This is a genomic window from Chryseobacterium sp. FR048, from assembly GCF_056844665.1.
Genome location: NZ_JBXDSE010000001.1, coordinates 738,162 through 753,294 on the forward strand (window position 1 = coordinate 738,162; position 15,133 = coordinate 753,294).

Consider the following 15,133-nt stretch of genomic DNA (forward strand, 5'->3'; position numbering starts at 1 on the left):
ATTTTAAAATTCAGAACAATGAAAAAAGTATTGTATCTGGTGTGTACGGCACTGATGCTCGCCGTAGCACCGTCAGCAAAAGCCCAGTGGGTGGTAACCGACCCCGCAAATTTGGCTTCAGGGATTATCAACTCTGCGAACGAAATCATACAGACTTCTTCGACCGTGAGCAATGTGATAAAGAACTTCAACGAAGTGAAGAAAGTGTACGACCAGGGCAAGGAATATTATGACAAGCTGAAGGCTATCAACAACCTTGTGAAAGATGCCCGTAAGGTGCAACAAACTGTATTGTTGGTAGGCGATGTGTCCGAAATGTACGTGCAGAATTTTGGTAAGATGATGAACGACCCAAATTTTACCCCACAGGAATTGGTCGCTATCGGTAACGGTTATTCGGCACTGCTCAATGAAAGTACCGAACTGCTGAAAGAATTGAAGCAGATTATAACCGCCACAGACCTTTCGCTGAATGACAAAGAGCGTATGGATATTATCGACCGTGTGTACAAAGAAGTTAAGGATTACCACAGCCTTGTACGCTACTATACCAATAAGAACATTTCTGTAAGCTACCTAAGAGCGAAAAAGAAAAACGATGCCCAAAGAGTGCTTGAACTCTACGGAACTGCTAACCAAAAATACTGGTAAACTATGGAATGGGATAATCTTCACGAACTCCTGCGGTCGCTTTATGATGATATGATGCCGCTTGCAGGCGATATGGCGGCAGTAGCTAAGGGTTTGGCGGGATTGGGAGCATTGTTCTATGTGGCATTAAAGGTTTGGCAGGCTTTAAGCCGTGCCGAACCTATTGATATGTTCCCTTTACTGCGCCCGTTCGCTTTAGGGCTTTGCATTATGTTCTTTCCGACCATTGTTTTGGGAACCATCAATGCGGTATTAAGCCCGGTGGTAGTAGGAACCCACCAAATACTCGAAGACCAGGTGCTTGACCTGAACAAGCTGCAACAGCAGAAAGACCAGTTGGAATACGAGGCAATGGTAAGGAACCCCGAAACCGCCTATATGGTATCAGACGAAGAGTTTGACAAAAAACTGGACGAACTGGGATGGTCGCCCTCCGACATTGGTACAATGGCGGGTATGTATATGGACAGGCAAGCCTACAAGATAGAGAAAGCCATAAAGGATTGGTTTCGCAATCTATTGGAAATACTCTTTCAGGCGGCGGCTTTGGTCATTGATACCATACGAACGTTTTTCCTGATAGTCCTCTCCATACTCGGACCAATAGCCTTTGCTATTTCCGTATGGGACGGATTTCAGTCTACGCTCACGCAATGGCTCACGAGGTACGTCAGCGTTTACCTGTGGCTTCCCGTTTCGGATTTGTTCAGCTCAATGTTGGCAAGAATACAATCCCTCATTTTAGAACGGGATATAGCAATGCTTGCCGACCCCACCTATATACCTGATACGAGCAATACCGTGTACATCATTTTTATGATTATCGGCATCATCGGGTACTTTACTATCCCGACAGTAACAGGTTGGGTAATCCAAGCCGGAGGCGCAGGAAACTTTACCCGCAATGTAAACTCCACAGCAATGAAAGCCGGAAACATCGCCGGAGCAGGCGCAGGCTCAACAGTTGGAAACATCGGCGGTAAACTGATGAATAAATAATCATTAATCATTCTAAAAAATGGAATTTAAAACGCTAAGAAATATCGAAAACAGCTTTAGGCAGATAAGATTATATGCCATTGTGTTTGCGGTTCTCTGCATTAGCGTGGTAGGTTACGCCGTATGGCGTTCCTACCGCTTTGCAGAAGAACAACGCCAAAAAATCTATGTACTGGATAACGGCAAATCCCTGATGCTTGCCTTGTCGCAGGATGCGAGCATCAACCGCCCGGTTGAAGCAAGGGAACACGTCAGGAGATTTCACGAACTGTTCTTTACGCTTGCACCCGACAAGAACGCTATTGAAAGCAATATGAAACGTGCGTTCAACCTTGCCGATAAAAGTGCTTTTGATTACTACAAAGACTTGTCGGAAAAGGGTTATTACAGCCGTATCATTTCGGGGAACGTACAGCAACGCATAGAGGTGGATAGTGTCGTGTGCAACTTCGACAACTACCCGTATGCAGTGCGTACCTATGCCAAACAGTTCATTATCCGGTCAAGCAACGTAACCAGGCGCAACTTGATTACTTCCTGCTATCTCGTCAACTCCGTTCGTTCCGACAACAATCCGCAGGGCTTCAATATTGAAAAATTTGCAGTCGTGGAGAATAAGGATATAGAGGTTATCGAACGCTAAAAAAATAATCTTATGGAAGCATTATCAGATTTAAGCACGTTCGCAAAAATCCTTACCGACAAAGGATATAACGGGTATTTCCATACGCAGGGAGCGTATGCCGGAAAGCTGAAAGACAGCATCAGCGAATACCTCGAAAGTTGCCAAAAAGGTGCAGACAGTTTACCTAAGCAGGACTTACTGCTGACAGGCTACCTGCAATGGTCAGGCGATGACAAGCCCCGTATAGAATGCAGTATGTGGGTAAAGTACCTAAATGGCAAATTCTCATTGAGCCGTATGGAGGTAGCGAAGAAAGACGGCTTTGGGCAATTACTCAAAAAATCGGAACTGGCAAACCTGTCCGTAATGTCCGCACCCAAATTAACGGAAGCGGTCGCACTGGTCAACGATGCGCCGAAGCAAACGGCGGGTAAAAGTCCTAAGCGTTTCAAGCTATAACACAGAAATAGTAAGGCTATGAAAAAATTAAAAGCAAATATGGACAGGTACTTTGATAAGCTGGACGAACGTTGGCGGGCTTTGCCTTTACGCAAACAGCACCGATATACGCTGTACTTCTTTGTGGGTTATCTGCTGCTTACCGTAGCGGTCATTGGCAAAGTGATGTACGATACCTCAAAGTCCGGTAATGATATGGTCATAGAGCATATCGAGAACCCTGTCCTCAAAAGTAAAAATCCTGCAAGGTTGCAGGATAGTGTATCAACAATTTTAAAAAATCAGATTTATGAAAGAAAATGAGAACAAAAAATCGGTTGTTCGGGTAACGGAGGGGAACCCGTCAGCAACCGCTGATGTGCTGCAAGACGGCACACAGAACAAAGCCGAAAAGCTCAAAAAGCCAATCATATTCGGTTTAATGGGAATTGTCTTCTTGGGTTGTATGTACCTCATATTTAAACCGGGCGAAGATAAAAAGGCGATTGAAAATATCGGGCTGAACGATGCCGTGCCACAGGCTACCGGAGCAGGAATGCCCGACGATAAAAGCAAGGCGTATGAGCAGGAAATGCTCGAACGCAAAGAGCAGGAAAAGCGTAATGCACTGACCACGCTTTCTGATTATTGGAATACTGAAGACAGTGCATCTGCTGACAATGAAGATAGTTTACCCGAAGAAGACGAAAGCAACGGCTTGGGCGGTAGTGGCAGAACTTCAGGGCGACAAGGCAATCCTGCATTGAACAGTTACCGTAATGCACAAAGCACACTGGGTTCATTCTATCAGGACAACAATTCTGAAACAATGGAACTGCGTAAGCAAGTGGACGAACTTAAAGCAAAGTTGTCGGAAAAAGATGTGCCACCTGTGGCCACCGTTGACGACCAACTCAAATTAATGGAGAAATCCTATGAAATGGCTGCAAAGTATCTTCCGCAAAATGCCAATACCGGAAATGCTGCTCCCGCCAACGGTGCAACTACTGGGGCTGCGGGTGCTAACCAAAAAGAGCAATTTGTATCGTTCACACCAACAAGAAAGAACATTGTATCAGCCTTGTACCGTGAACCGTCTGACAGTGCCTTTGCAGCCGATTGGAGCCAAACAAAAAACCGTGGGTTTTATACCGCAGGTTCTACTGAAGAGATAGTGCAGCCTAAAAACAGCATCAAAGCCTGTGTACACGAAGCCCAAACGGTAGTTGGGGAAACGGGTGTGCGTTTACGCCTGTTAGAGCCTGCCAAAACCCCGCAACGTACCATCCCTAAAGGAACGATTGTAACGGCAAACGCTAAATTTCAGAATGGCAGGCTGCAATTAAAAGTTACCTCCGTAGAACTGGAGGGCAACATCATCCCGGTGGATATTACCATTTATGATTTGGACGGACAACAAGGCTTGTACGTTCCGTATTCGCCGGAAATGAACGCCCTTACCGAAATGGCGGGCAATATGAGCCAGACCGGAGGAACAAGCGTAATGCTCACACAGAATGCCGGACAACAGGTAGCGGCTGACCTAAGCCGTGGAGTGGTGCAGGGTATTTCGGGCTATTTCGCTAAGAAAGTAAGAACGCCAAAGGTTATGCTGAAAGCAGGCTATCAGGTCTTCCTTGTATCTAAAAAATAATTTTGAACTCAAATAAATAAAACAATGAAAAATCATTTAAAAACCTTTTGGGCTATTGCCCTGCTACTCGGCTTTGCCGTAACAACTTTTGCACAGGACAGTGCAACTGTAAAAACACCGCTTGCATTGGGCAAGATAGAACCGTACCGTATGGAAGTTACCTACGATAAAACTTCGCACCTGATTTTCCCGACCGCCATTCGTTACGTGGATTTGGGCAGCGAATACCTGATTGCAGGTAAGGCTGAAGATGCCGAAAACGTATTGCGTGTAAAAGCATCGGTAAGGGACTTTGAGCCGGAAACGAATTTTTCCGTTATCACGAATGACGGGCGTTTTTACAGCTTCAATGTGTATTACAGTTCCTACCCGGAGGCAATGAGCTATGACCTGCTCACAATGCAAAAAGCAGTGAATAAAGCCAAAGGTAACGATGTGCTTTTTGAGGAACTGGGCAACAATTCTCCCTCACTGGCAGGCTTGCTTTTGGAAACCATTTACAAGAAAGATAAGCGCATTGTAAAGCACATCGGGGCTAAGAGTTTCGGCATTCAGTTTATCCTGAAAGGGATTTATATACACAACGGCAAATACTATTTCCATACGGAATTGAGAAACCGTACCAATGTGCCTTTCGAGATTGATTTTATCAATTTCAAAGTCGTGGATAAAAAGGTAGCCAAACGCACCGTAGTCCAAGAACGCCCTTTAACTCCTTTGAAAACTTACAAGCCATTGGACGGCATTGCCGGAAAATCGACCGAACAAAACGTGTTCCTGTTAGACCAGTTTACCATTGCCGATGACAAGGTATTGCTGATTGAGATTTTCGAGAAGAACGGTGGCAGGCATCAAACATTGCAGGTCGAAAATTCCGATTTAATCAAAGCCCGTTTGATTAACGATATGCACCTGAAATTTTAATAACCCTTTAAAGCAAGAATATGAAAAAGTATATCTATACCGTGCTGCTTGTCCTGATAGGCATCACGGCTACACAGGCACAAAGGATGCTGCCTAAGCAGAAAGGATTGGAAATAAGTGCAGGTGTATTGTCCGATGATAAGATTGGCAATGATTATTACATCAGCGCAGCAATGACCGTAAACGGCAAGGACGGTAACTACCAACTTTGGGCGTTGGAATATACCCACCAGTACCACGATTACAAAGACCTGCGCATACCGCAGGAAGCCTATTCCGCAGAGGGCGGTTACAGCTTCTTCCTGTTGGGCGATGCCCGAAAGAACATCACGCTGAATTTCGCCGTAACAGGCGTGGTCGGCTATGAAAGCATCAACCGGGGAGAAGCGATGTTGTACGACGGTGCGAAGATATTGAGCGAAGATAATTTTATCTACGGAGCAGGCGGTCGCCTCACTTTTGAAACGTACCTGTCCGACCGTTTTGTACTAGTCCTGCAAGGACGTACAAAAGTCCTTTGGGGTACAGACTTAGAACAGTTCCGACCGTCCGCAGGTGTGGGATTAAGGTTTAACTTTTAAAACAGAAAACAATGATAGCAATATTCAATAAATTCAGAATAGGATTACTGCCGATATATGTATTCCTGGTAATCCTCACAGCTTCGGTAACGTTGGTATCTTGTAGCAAAGATGATGAACTCGAAATACAGAACGATTTTCCTTTTGATGTAAACGTGATGCCTGTTCCAAAAGATGTATCTACCGGGCAGACAGTAGAGATACGCATTACCATACAGCGTTCAGGCAATTACAGCAATACGCAGTATTTCCTCCGTTACTTTCAGTTCGACGGGCAAGGCACATTGCGGTACTATGATGAACCGCCGTACCTTCCCAATGACCAGTACCAATTACCAACGGAGCAGTTCAGGTTGTACTACACTTCAACGTCTGCCGTATCACAGTCCTTTGATGTTTGGATTTCGGACAACTTCGGGAACGAAAAACAAGTGAGCTTTCAGTTTAACAGTACCGATTAACGGTAAAATTCTATAAGAGCAAAAACCGACTTCAATGAGGTCGGTTTTTTTGTTTTTGGTTTGCCCATACTTTCATAGTAACCGTCAAACACTGCCTTTCAATACACATTTTCTCCGGTATTTCCGGTTTGACCGACAGGAATGTTACAATGTTACAATGAACAACCGTACCTGCAAAACGCTATTATTGGTCTTTTATCTTTTCTTTTGCGGTTGATAATAAAATATTGTCACACCAGTGTCGAGGATTTTTGTATTTACAAGTTTCAAAATAATTCTATCATTTATTTGCTCAAATAATGGTAAACCTTTCCCTTCAATTATGGGATGGGTACAAATTTGAAATTCGTCTATAAGGTCACAGTTTAATAATTCAATAATTAAACTCCGACTTCCAATTAAAATATCCTTTCCTGCTTGTTGTTTGAGTTCGATAACTTTTTCGTTAAGTGAATTATCTGAAATTTTCGCACTGTCCCAGCTTGTTTCTTTTAGAGTTTTGGAGAAAACAAGTTTTGGAATTTTGTCTATTGAAATTGCAAAATCATCCATTGATTTTTTCCCCGATGGATTTTGCAATAAGGTTTGCCAAAACTTCATTAGTTCAAAGGTTGTCCGACCATATAAAATAACGCCACCATTATTTATTAGGTCAGAGTAATGTTGATGAAGTTTTTCGTCCACTATTCCCACTGTATGGTCACAAATTCCGTCAAGTGTCATATTAATTGCTGCTATTACTTTTCTCATATTAAATCTTTATTTGCCTGAAATTTATTTTCTTTTTGGACAGGATATTATCTCTGCATTGTTCAGTCGTTGTTCCAAATAGGTTTTTATGTTACTCTTTTTATACCATTTTTAATACCCTCTATAATCATATCTCCATAGCCATTGTCGGGTAATTTGTTCGTAAAAGAAAGAGCTAATTGATAATTCTTTTTTGCATTTACAAAGTCGTTCAGGTCTTCGTAGCATTTAGCAATATTTAAATATAACGAAGGGTAAGTTTCTTTAATAGTATCTTCATCTATTTTAAAAGCTAATTGTAAAGCGGTTTCGTCCCATTTCAGCTTTTCTTCAACACTTTTCTGATATCGAGCTACATAATGAGCAGCAGTAAATTTTTCAAAGTCGTTTGTAGCTTCTTTCCAAGCTTGTAGGAAAAGTCTGTTTGCATCTTTTAGTTTACCTTTTCCTTCCAAGTTCATACCTTGAGCACAGAGTTTAACAACATTATTGTCTGGGTCGAATAGCATATTGCTTAATTTAAAATGTGAGTAGCAAAATTAATGTGCTGTAAAAACCTGTGCATTGATATAGGTCAAAAAATCTCATTTCGATTTAAGTCTGCTTAAAGTTTCTTGGGTTATGTCGAGGTACGATGCAAGTATTTTGTTCGAGAGCCGTTGAACAAAGATTGGTGTTTCCGCCATTAATTTGTCATAGCGTTGTTTAGCAGAAAGTGTTACAAGGTTCTCTATTTTTTTGTTTTGATAGAGATAAGCCATTTCCAAAAGTGTTATATAGAATTTTTCCCATTGGGGTATTTCAGATATTAACTGATAAAAATCTTTATGGCTTATTGAATATAATTCCGAATTTTCAAGCGTATCAACAAATTCAAATGATTGTTGTTGTGAAATAAAACTATAAATAGAGGTTGCTATGCTATTTTCAAAAGCTACATACCTTGTCTTTTCTTGTCCTTGTTGGGTTATGTAATATGTCCGAATACAACCACTGTGTACAAAATATAGTTCTTTACAAATTTCTCCTTCCAAAAGCAAGGTCGTGTTTTTTTTGAAGGTCTTTAACTTAAAGCAAGCTGCTATTTTGTCGATTTGATTGTCGTCAATATTTGTATTAGCCCTTAAATAATACTTCAGTTTTCCTATCATAAGATTTTATATTGTTGAGGCGGCTTTCATATTTTTCAAAAGCATTTATCTTCTTTCAAATTTACAAAATAATTCCCTTCGGGAATTACAACTATACGCCAAATGCTGCCTCTCAAAGCCAATGGCTACAACATTCTGCTGCCGCTTGCAAAGCCTTGATAAATTCGACTTCCCTAGCAAAATTGAGCAAACAATGGAAGTAATCGCAATACAAAAATCCGCACTGGACGGAATGAAAAATGAGCTGAAAGCACTTTTGGAACTGACCGAAAATGCCACGCAGAAATACACGCCAATTTTTGCGCAAGAGCAATGGCTCGATAACCAGGAAGTTTGTTTGATGATGAACATTACCAAGCGGACTTTGCAGACGTATAAGGACAAAGGGTTATTACCTTATTCCCGACTGAACCGTAAGAATTATTATAAACGCTCGGATGTACAGGCTTTGCTCGAAGCCGGACAGCCGTACAATACTGCCGAAAATGGATTTATTCACGAATGACAATGAAGAAATCATTGCCCATCAGGAAATGATTGCACAGCTAAGAAGCCGTATCGAAAGCATATTGAAAAACTACCGCCCTGTAATGAACGGAGAAATTTATCTATCGAGCGAAGATGTGTGCAAACTGCTCCATATCAGCAAACGCACTTTACAGCAATATCGTGATGATAGCATTCTGCCGTACATCCAAATAGGCGGTAAGATTATTTACAAGGAAAGCGATATTCTGACGATACTGGAACAAAATTATATCTCCCAAAAAACAGTTTGACTGTAATCTTTTTTGTATTATATGCGGTCAAAAAAGTACAAGTTTAGTATCTTTGTTGTCGAAAATATAGAAAATACTTAAAGTTGTTTTTGCTTTAAGTTCCGCATTAGAAACTGGTAATTTTTAAAACCCCGGAACGAATAAGTAAGAACGCTCACGTTATGGCGTGGGCGCTCGCTTATTTGGGGGTCAGGCGTACCAGTGCCTTAATGCCAGTAAGTGTGGTTGCCTGCGCTTCTTTTTTTGTGCAGGGCTACATCAACACAAAAAAGGTATGATATGGAAACTGGTACAGCAACGCAAGAAATTACTCTTGCCTTTATCAATGATAGAAATCCAATTTTAGATTTGACCTGTAACGACCTTATTGCTTCAGGGCTTGAAGTATTATTTCGTTCGGAAAACATTGAAGAAGGACTATCTCAATTATCCCCATTAAAAGAACTTCCCAAAGTTTGCATTGTTGACCTTGATTTTTACAACAGTGATGTATTGGCACAGCTTCAAAAATTAAGGACACAATATCCAACCATTAAGCTGATTGCGCATAGTGATATTGATGCAAAAAAAGCCATAAATCCTCTTTTAGTAATTGGTTTTACAGGTTATCTGCTGATTGGCAGCGATGCAGACGATTTTAAAAAAGCCATTAATGTTGTTATCAATGGCGGAAGATATTTTAGTATGGGTGTAGCGAATATTGCACAGGAATATTTTACTTATAACTAAATCTGCTTTTTTAAATCTGTAATTTTTATTTGGGCAATATTGTTGTTATTTATTCCAAGTTGCGACAGTGTTTCTTTATGTGCTTGCTTTTCAAGCTCACTGTAATACGAAACATTCCAAATTACATTTTCATTTAGTTTGGTTTTTAATACCTCAAAATATTTTAAATCTACTTCTGAAATAGAATGCCCTAAGACAATAACGTTTTCAACTTCTGTAAGATTGGTAAAAAAAACAATATTGTTTTCTATAATTGTAGTTGTATTTTTAAATGCCTTTGTATAATAAGATAGTATTTCTTGTTTGGCACTTTCATAAGAGTAGTCATATTCGTCAGCCTTTTGTTCACGCCATTCGTATAATTCCTCTTCGCTTAATCCTTGTGGCGGTTCTTCTTCTTTCTCATCAAAATTTGCTGGGTCAGTTCCGTGCCCTAAAATAAGAGTACAATTTTCTGTATCTGCTCTGTTATGAATATAAGTTATTCGTTCTTCGGGAATGCCGTAGCCTTCCTGTAGTGTTTTTGTATAATTGAAATTTAAAAAATGGCTATCGTTTTCTATGTCAATTAGCACATCGTCAGAAATACTTTCGTATTTGACTTTTAGAATAAACTTATTAAAGTCGCTAATTAGAGTGGTCGTTAAATCCTTAATGATTTCTTCCATCTCTATCTGATAACTATGCCAATCTCTATCTCGAAAATCTTCAGCACCAGGGCGAGCAATTAAGTCGGAATTATCGTCCAATACCGATAAATAATCCAAGTCAGCTAAGGCTTGCTCAAATCTTGACCATAACGCATACTCTTCATCTGTCAATTCAGGATTTGTAATATCAGGAAGTCCATAATAATTTAATAAGAGTTCATAAACCTCACTATTATTTTTAGCCAAGTACTTTGCAAAACTTTGATACCTTGTGTCTAATTTATGATGGATGTCAAATCCATTACCAATAATGTATAATGTTTTCATTAATTCAGTTGTTTAATCTATTTTTTGGGTTATAAACCACTTCGTTTTCCAAATATTGGGTTTAGCTTATCCCAAAACTGCTGTTCAAGAATTTCGACAATGAAACGCTCAATAATTTCATTGCTTTCTGAAATGACTTCGTATGCAAAAATATTCAAATCATATTCTAAACAATTGTCCCACTTGCATAAATGCAAACTATAAACCCGAGTTCCTTCTGTGCCAAGATGGTTCTTAATTCTTGTCTTGAAATCAGTCGTTGAGCTTCCAACATATAATATATCCGTTGAAGTTTTGTTGTACCGGGAAAGATTAACACGGTCTTTATTCTTCACTTTTAGTTTATTAGCTGATTGATAATCTTCAAAATATTCAATCAGTGTGCTTAAAATTTTCGGGGATTTTATCTGAATGATGTAAATGAGTGGGTTGTCACTTTTAGGGATTTTATGCAGATAATTTGAGAGCGTTTCCCTATCTCTATATTCCGATGAATGAAAGGAAATTTCACAGAACGGTCTAACTGTTATTTTTGAAATTTGCTTAGCTATATTCAGTGCAAACTCCTCAGATTGCTTTACAATATGTTCACTGTCAATTTTCATTAAATGATTTTCTTTCTTTTCAAGTTATTCAATTTTACTTTTTCTCTGCTTAGTTCGTCATCCCAAAAAAACACTGCCGATTGATGATTTCTATTTTGTGATGAGGGATAAATAATTCCCGATATTTTATTCTTCCTATTTTTATTGAATGGATACCTTAAAAATTCAGTCACAACTTGAGTTGGAACGTATTCGGTATGTTCTTTACCATCCTTAATAATTTGTTGCGTTATATCCCTTACAAATGAGTATAGAAATAAAATAAGGTAATATCGTTTCTTGTCCTTAATGCCAAAAATGCTTGGGATTTTAGGCAGCTTATTAAAATCAACAATAACCTGATTTTCTAAGGTTTCAAATTCCGCAATTGTTACATACCTTTTGTATTTATCCGTCCTGCTTATGGTTTCTAAAATTGCTGTATCATCATCAAAAGCGGAATAAAACATTGATATTCCTGAAGGGCTAAACCGATTTGGATAAATTGCTTTTTTGTTTGGGGGAGCAGTGATTTCGTTAAAATCTGTAATTTTTGTTTTGAAGTCGTGTTGTCTACAACGATAAAGTTTTGTTCCTGCCGGGATAATCTTAATGATATTTAATTTTGATATAAGTTTACCAACCTCTTGTAGTATTTGCAAGGCTTTAGGCAGGCTACTGTCTGCTGAAGAAAAAAGGTAGCGGGACTTATGTTTAATGATTTCTTTAAAGTAATTCCACTGAAATTCTAAATCATCTTTAATATTGTCGTAATACAGGTCAGGTTGAGCCCAAGCAATATCGTCAATTGAGCCAACGATATCCTCTACAACCTCGAACGGTTCTGCATTTAACTCTATGAGTTCCTGGATAAGCTCATCCGGCGTATAGATTTCTCCAAGATAACCTCCCTCTCTTGAATTGTAACTCATAAAATTGGCGGCATCTTCATAAAAGTTAGAAATGCCATCCATAATAAATTCCATCAAATCTTCAAGAGGAACGACCTTTAGTTCCTTAGCACAATAATCGCAATAACCATCGGTGTAATTATGTTTAATGAAATTCTTGATGCTTTTATCGTCAATGTGCTTGATACAAATATTCTTATCTGGAATATTGCTTAAATGTCTACTTTCTAATTCAAGCCATTTCTGTTTAACTCCTCCCATATTTAATTTGCAATTTTTCGCTATATAACAAATTTAGTAAATTTAAAAGGACGCTTGAATTCGCATTTGTGAAGTCAAAAATCAATTACTATCAAAGAAAAAGACTAATCAGTGGGATAATGAATATCCCACGCAATAATGTCGCAACCTGTTTGGTACAATGAAAGAAAGGGTGTTGTGCGAAGCAGTGCATTTTAGCAAAGGGGTTGCACCGCTTTAATGCAAAAAGGCTGCCCGACCATCGGGAGGATCTGTCTTTTTGCCGCCCGACTTTTCTGGTCAGGCGGTGTTTTAAACTTTACTACTATTAAAATGATTTTCTATTTTACGCTCTAACAAGGTGTCGAGTATTTCCCACTCGCTGTCGTACTCCTTGCCCTCAAAATGGTAGGTGTCGGTTTCCTCGTCTAATTCATAGCTGTCAAAGTCCTGGCTTTCTAAGCAGATGTCCTTTAGTATGCCATCTTCAAATATTGCCTTGCCGTACACTAAGCAGCCCAATTCTTCATACTCGTGTGTAAAGTCCACTTTGAAATGTTCGGCTATCTGCTTAACGGCTTCCGTGTTTGGCGACCATTTTGTTTCATACTGGAACACGCCCGCACTTTCATTATCCTGACTGATATTGTAGAAATAATCTCCGTGCGTGTCCTGTACGAAATCGGGCAGTTGTCCGCAGTTGTCTTTCTGCTCCTTTTCAGCCATTGATTTGAATAGCTGTGTTATCTGTTCTATTGCTTCGGCTGTTCCCTCAAAAACAACCCAGTTGTTGCACCAATTAGCCATAATTATTTATCGTTTAAGGTTATCTGTAAAAATTTGTCGCTCCCAAAAAGTAGGTGTATCGCCTGTTTTAATTGCGGGTCGCATTGTGCATCCTCTGTATATTCAATTAGGCAATGGACAGCGAAAATTGAATGGTGTCCGTCAAAAAAATGCTCGGTAAACCAGTGCGGGCGTTTCCAAAGCGGTTCATTTTTCGTTATCCCTTTTTGTGCATTCTGCACAAGCCTGTACCAAAATTCAGCGGTGAAAAATCCCTTTTGATACCAACCCTCACGAAAGGCGGTTTCATTTTGCAGGAAGTAGTCACATTGTGTTTTTATAGCGTTTTGCAGGTTCTCCAGTTCTGCGGGAAACAGTTTGCATAACAAGCCCGCTTTATCGAGATTGTCCATTTTATCTAATGCTTTCATATCTTTTGTTTTTAGTAGGCGACCACCTTTGCAGGCAGTCGCCATTGTTGATTAATTGAATTTGAAAATCTCTGCTCCCGAATAGGCAAAGTCTGTACACAGTTCAAAGGCTTTTTGGGTCTTTAGCTGTGCTGTACCACCCATTACAATAGATTGTAGTTTGGCTTCGCCATCCCTGTAATTGCGTACATTCTGAAAGTAACCTGTAACGGCATTGTAAGTCCCGAATAATGTGCCTTTGGTAGTTGCCATTTGTTGGGTGTCGCTTATCATAGCGTATTCAAAGGCATCATCTACGGTGTTTTTGAACACGGTGGAAACTTCATCTTCCGCACCTTTTTTGAGCAATTTAAACGTTTCTTTGTTCGGGCAAAGTGCCAACTGGATTAGCTTTCTTACTTCTCGGTCTGTTACCCTTACTTTAGCCCAGTCATTAAAAATGTTCTCTAACTGTGTGCTTAGGGTGTTGGCAAGTCCCATAACCTTGTGAGCGTTTTCAAGGCGTTGTTTTGCTCCTGACGTGTGTTTGATACGCACTACGTTGGTCATACTCCGCAATGAAGCGTTAAGGGTGTTTTGGCATACGATACGGATAGGGGTAAATGCTGCGGTAATACTTCCGCTACCGTCGTGGCTTGTGGTTAAGAAAATGTACTTTTCTGTTACGTCGTCGCCGTTACCTACACGGATATAGTCGGGTAGCTTGGCAGTGATAAAAATGCGTTCCCCGTTGCCCAATGCCCCTGCGGTTTCGTACAATATTCCCTCGCCTCCACCTACAATAGCATCAAAGAAATTAAATGCCTCACGGTTTTGTACGATATGGTAGTCTTTGCCTACTACACCCAATGGTGTATTGGTGTCGGTGCGGAGTGTGGCGAAACTGTTAGGTACTAAGATGTCATTGGCTTCAATCAGTTCTCCGCTGTCGCCTATGCTCATTGTTCTGCCCTGTGTGAACAGTGGGGATTTGATAACCTCGTAGTCTAAACCTGCGTGTACGATTGCTTCCTCGCTTGTTGGGTATTGCTCTACGATTTGCCCCAAACCGTGCCACGCTTTTTGTTGAACGCTGAAAAATGAATGACGTCCTGTTTGCTCGTTGAAATTGATGTTGTGTGCCATAATGCTAAAATTTTGATGTTTGAAAAAATTGTTATTTACTCACTCGCTTTTCTCGTTTCCCGCTTCCTGTTGTGGTTTGCTCCGCTTCGCTTCGCATAAATTTTTCCAAAAGAAAAACCGGAAAAAAGAAAGCAGATAATCCAAGCGGGCAACAGCGCAAAACCGAAAGGAAACGGAATAAGTCCCGGAGGGTGGCAAGGCAACACACAGCAACTCGGCGAAGCCAGCATTTTGCCTTGCCATTATGCCGTAGTCTTTTGGTTGGGCGTGTGGGGTGGCTGCCCGCTATAACTTAGCTGCCTTTTTACCGGTTGATTGTGGAAATTTTCTATTCTAA

Annotated in this window: 21 protein-coding genes; 12 read left to right on the top strand and 9 right to left on the bottom strand. The window is 40.2% G+C overall.

From position 1 onward, the window contains the following. Positions 1-18 precede the first annotated feature (18 nt). The 9 genes from AC106K_RS03250 to AC106K_RS03290 are packed head-to-tail and all read left to right on the top strand — an operon-like array spanning position 19 to position 6,333. Entirely contained in the window at positions 19-651 is a 633-nt protein-coding gene (locus AC106K_RS03250) for a DUF4141 domain-containing protein (protein ID WP_024566596.1), read from the top strand. Between the two features lie 3 nt (positions 652-654). After that, entirely contained in the window at positions 655-1,650 is a 996-nt protein-coding gene (gene traJ / locus AC106K_RS03255) for a conjugative transposon protein TraJ (protein WP_024566595.1), read from the top strand. A 19-nt stretch (positions 1,651-1,669) separates the two neighbouring features. Beyond that, positions 1,670-2,293: a conjugative transposon protein TraK gene (gene traK / locus AC106K_RS03260; protein WP_024566594.1), complete on the top strand. Its 624-nt coding sequence runs from the start codon at positions 1,670-1,672 to the stop codon at positions 2,291-2,293. Positions 2,294-2,305: 12 nt separating this feature from the next. Continuing rightward, positions 2,306-2,734: a hypothetical protein gene (locus AC106K_RS03265; protein WP_116096923.1), complete on the top strand. Its 429-nt coding sequence runs from the start codon at positions 2,306-2,308 to the stop codon at positions 2,732-2,734. A 39-nt stretch (positions 2,735-2,773) separates the two neighbouring features. Beyond that, positions 2,774-3,037 (top strand): nitrogen regulatory IIA protein, encoded by a 264-nt coding sequence (locus AC106K_RS03270; protein WP_443655651.1) that lies wholly within the window; start codon positions 2,774-2,776, stop codon positions 3,035-3,037. Continuing rightward, positions 3,024-4,367 (top strand): conjugative transposon protein TraM, encoded by a 1,344-nt coding sequence (traM, locus tag AC106K_RS03275; RefSeq protein WP_474470604.1) that lies wholly within the window; start codon positions 3,024-3,026, stop codon positions 4,365-4,367. Before AC106K_RS03270 ends, traM begins: the two co-directional genes overlap by 14 nt. Positions 4,368-4,391: 24 nt before the next feature. Further along, complete coding sequence (traN, locus tag AC106K_RS03280) at positions 4,392-5,291, top strand: conjugative transposon protein TraN (protein WP_275153938.1); 900 nt, start codon at positions 4,392-4,394, stop codon at positions 5,289-5,291. 20 nt (positions 5,292-5,311) lie between these two features. Continuing rightward, the gene (locus tag AC106K_RS03285; protein ID WP_275153937.1) at positions 5,312-5,872 is read left to right on the top strand and encodes a conjugal transfer protein TraO; all 561 of its coding nucleotides are present in this window, start codon (positions 5,312-5,314) and stop codon (positions 5,870-5,872) included. A gap of 11 nt (positions 5,873-5,883) precedes the next feature. Beyond that, positions 5,884-6,333 (top strand): DUF3872 domain-containing protein, encoded by a 450-nt coding sequence (locus tag AC106K_RS03290; RefSeq protein WP_275153936.1) that lies wholly within the window; start codon positions 5,884-5,886, stop codon positions 6,331-6,333. A 195-nt stretch (positions 6,334-6,528) separates the two neighbouring features. Here the strand turns inward: AC106K_RS03290 and AC106K_RS03295 are convergent, their stop codons facing one another. From AC106K_RS03295 to AC106K_RS03305, 3 genes are all read right to left on the bottom strand, one after another. Next, complete coding sequence (locus AC106K_RS03295; protein WP_482443383.1) at positions 6,529-7,083, bottom strand: dihydrofolate reductase family protein; 555 nt, start codon at positions 7,081-7,083, stop codon at positions 6,529-6,531. An 86-nt stretch (positions 7,084-7,169) separates the two neighbouring features. Continuing rightward, positions 7,170-7,592, bottom strand: a complete 423-nt coding sequence (locus tag AC106K_RS03300; RefSeq protein ID WP_116096909.1) for an rRNA adenine methyltransferase — start codon at positions 7,590-7,592, stop codon at positions 7,170-7,172. A 75-nt stretch (positions 7,593-7,667) separates the two neighbouring features. Beyond that, positions 7,668-8,234 carry a Crp/Fnr family transcriptional regulator gene (locus AC106K_RS03305; protein ID WP_116096907.1) on the bottom strand — a complete coding sequence of 189 codons (567 nt, stop codon included), beginning with the start codon at positions 8,232-8,234 and terminating at the stop codon, positions 7,668-7,670. A gap of 193 nt (positions 8,235-8,427) precedes the next feature. Between AC106K_RS03305 and AC106K_RS03310 the strand changes: the two genes are divergently transcribed. The 3 genes from AC106K_RS03310 to AC106K_RS03320 all read left to right on the top strand — a co-directional run bounded on the left by AC106K_RS03310 (position 8,428) and on the right by AC106K_RS03320 (position 9,742). Continuing rightward, positions 8,428-8,739, top strand: a complete 312-nt coding sequence (locus AC106K_RS03310) for a helix-turn-helix domain-containing protein (protein ID WP_002995989.1) — start codon at positions 8,428-8,430, stop codon at positions 8,737-8,739. A gap of 28 nt (positions 8,740-8,767) precedes the next feature. Further along, complete coding sequence (locus AC106K_RS03315) at positions 8,768-9,013, top strand: helix-turn-helix domain-containing protein (RefSeq protein ID WP_443655652.1); 246 nt, start codon at positions 8,768-8,770, stop codon at positions 9,011-9,013. A 279-nt stretch (positions 9,014-9,292) separates the two neighbouring features. Further along, positions 9,293-9,742, top strand: coding sequence for a response regulator (locus tag AC106K_RS03320; RefSeq protein WP_116096903.1), 450 nt, complete (start codon positions 9,293-9,295; stop codon positions 9,740-9,742). On the opposite strand, the gene AC106K_RS03325 is transcribed toward AC106K_RS03320, so the two are convergent. The 6 genes from AC106K_RS03325 to AC106K_RS03350 form a co-directional block, all read right to left on the bottom strand. After that, the gene (locus tag AC106K_RS03325) at positions 9,739-10,719 is read right to left on the bottom strand and encodes a bacteriophage abortive infection AbiH family protein (RefSeq protein WP_482443384.1); all 981 of its coding nucleotides are present in this window, start codon (positions 10,717-10,719) and stop codon (positions 9,739-9,741) included. The two genes, AC106K_RS03320 and AC106K_RS03325, sit on opposite strands and share 4 nt — an antisense overlap. Positions 10,720-10,748: 29 nt before the next feature. Continuing rightward, the gene (locus tag AC106K_RS03330; protein ID WP_275153933.1) at positions 10,749-11,324 is read right to left on the bottom strand and encodes a hypothetical protein; all 576 of its coding nucleotides are present in this window, start codon (positions 11,322-11,324) and stop codon (positions 10,749-10,751) included. Continuing rightward, positions 11,324-12,475 (bottom strand): HEPN-associated N-terminal domain-containing protein, encoded by a 1,152-nt coding sequence (locus AC106K_RS03335; RefSeq protein ID WP_275153932.1) that lies wholly within the window; start codon positions 12,473-12,475, stop codon positions 11,324-11,326. The genes AC106K_RS03330 and AC106K_RS03335 overlap by 1 nt, the downstream gene beginning before the upstream one ends. A gap of 291 nt (positions 12,476-12,766) precedes the next feature. Next, positions 12,767-13,261, bottom strand: a complete 495-nt coding sequence (locus tag AC106K_RS03340; RefSeq protein ID WP_482443385.1) for a DUF1281 family ferredoxin-like fold protein — start codon at positions 13,259-13,261, stop codon at positions 12,767-12,769. Positions 13,262-13,263: 2 nt separating this feature from the next. Beyond that, the gene (locus AC106K_RS03345; RefSeq protein ID WP_482443386.1) at positions 13,264-13,671 is read right to left on the bottom strand and encodes a hypothetical protein; all 408 of its coding nucleotides are present in this window, start codon (positions 13,669-13,671) and stop codon (positions 13,264-13,266) included. Between the two features lie 51 nt (positions 13,672-13,722). Further along, the gene (locus AC106K_RS03350; protein ID WP_482443387.1) at positions 13,723-14,796 is read right to left on the bottom strand and encodes a DUF932 domain-containing protein; all 1,074 of its coding nucleotides are present in this window, start codon (positions 14,794-14,796) and stop codon (positions 13,723-13,725) included. Positions 14,797-15,133 lie beyond the last annotated feature (337 nt).

What these genes read in the sequence shown, in the direction of transcription:
- AC106K_RS03250 (WP_024566596.1), top strand. Translation starts at nt 19, where the DNA reads ATGAAAAAAGTATTGTATCTGGTGTGTACGGCACTGATGCTCGCCGTA.
- traJ (WP_024566595.1), top strand. Translation starts at nt 655, where the DNA reads ATGGAATGGGATAATCTTCACGAACTCCTGCGGTCGCTTTATGATGAT.
- traK (WP_024566594.1), top strand. Translation starts at nt 1,670, where the DNA reads ATGGAATTTAAAACGCTAAGAAATATCGAAAACAGCTTTAGGCAGATA.
- AC106K_RS03265 (WP_116096923.1), top strand. Translation starts at nt 2,306, where the DNA reads ATGGAAGCATTATCAGATTTAAGCACGTTCGCAAAAATCCTTACCGAC.
- AC106K_RS03270 (WP_443655651.1), top strand. Translation starts at nt 2,774, where the DNA reads ATGGACAGGTACTTTGATAAGCTGGACGAACGTTGGCGGGCTTTGCCT.
- traM (WP_474470604.1), top strand. Translation starts at nt 3,024, where the DNA reads ATGAAAGAAAATGAGAACAAAAAATCGGTTGTTCGGGTAACGGAGGGG.
- traN (WP_275153938.1), top strand. Translation starts at nt 4,392, where the DNA reads ATGAAAAATCATTTAAAAACCTTTTGGGCTATTGCCCTGCTACTCGGC.
- AC106K_RS03285 (WP_275153937.1), top strand. Translation starts at nt 5,312, where the DNA reads ATGAAAAAGTATATCTATACCGTGCTGCTTGTCCTGATAGGCATCACG.
- AC106K_RS03290 (WP_275153936.1), top strand. Translation starts at nt 5,884, where the DNA reads ATGATAGCAATATTCAATAAATTCAGAATAGGATTACTGCCGATATAT.
- AC106K_RS03295 (WP_482443383.1), bottom strand. Translation starts at nt 7,083, where the DNA reads ATGAGAAAAGTAATAGCAGCAATTAATATGACACTTGACGGAATTTGT.
- AC106K_RS03300 (WP_116096909.1), bottom strand. Translation starts at nt 7,592, where the DNA reads ATGCTATTCGACCCAGACAATAATGTTGTTAAACTCTGTGCTCAAGGT.
- AC106K_RS03305 (WP_116096907.1), bottom strand. Translation starts at nt 8,234, where the DNA reads ATGATAGGAAAACTGAAGTATTATTTAAGGGCTAATACAAATATTGAC.
- AC106K_RS03310 (WP_002995989.1), top strand. Translation starts at nt 8,428, where the DNA reads ATGGAAGTAATCGCAATACAAAAATCCGCACTGGACGGAATGAAAAAT.
- AC106K_RS03315 (WP_443655652.1), top strand. Translation starts at nt 8,768, where the DNA reads ATGATTGCACAGCTAAGAAGCCGTATCGAAAGCATATTGAAAAACTAC.
- AC106K_RS03320 (WP_116096903.1), top strand. Translation starts at nt 9,293, where the DNA reads ATGGAAACTGGTACAGCAACGCAAGAAATTACTCTTGCCTTTATCAAT.
- AC106K_RS03325 (WP_482443384.1), bottom strand. Translation starts at nt 10,719, where the DNA reads ATGAAAACATTATACATTATTGGTAATGGATTTGACATCCATCATAAA.
- AC106K_RS03330 (WP_275153933.1), bottom strand. Translation starts at nt 11,324, where the DNA reads ATGAAAATTGACAGTGAACATATTGTAAAGCAATCTGAGGAGTTTGCA.
- AC106K_RS03335 (WP_275153932.1), bottom strand. Translation starts at nt 12,475, where the DNA reads ATGGGAGGAGTTAAACAGAAATGGCTTGAATTAGAAAGTAGACATTTA.
- AC106K_RS03340 (WP_482443385.1), bottom strand. Translation starts at nt 13,261, where the DNA reads ATGGCTAATTGGTGCAACAACTGGGTTGTTTTTGAGGGAACAGCCGAA.
- AC106K_RS03345 (WP_482443386.1), bottom strand. Translation starts at nt 13,671, where the DNA reads ATGAAAGCATTAGATAAAATGGACAATCTCGATAAAGCGGGCTTGTTA.
- AC106K_RS03350 (WP_482443387.1), bottom strand. Translation starts at nt 14,796, where the DNA reads ATGGCACACAACATCAATTTCAACGAGCAAACAGGACGTCATTCATTT.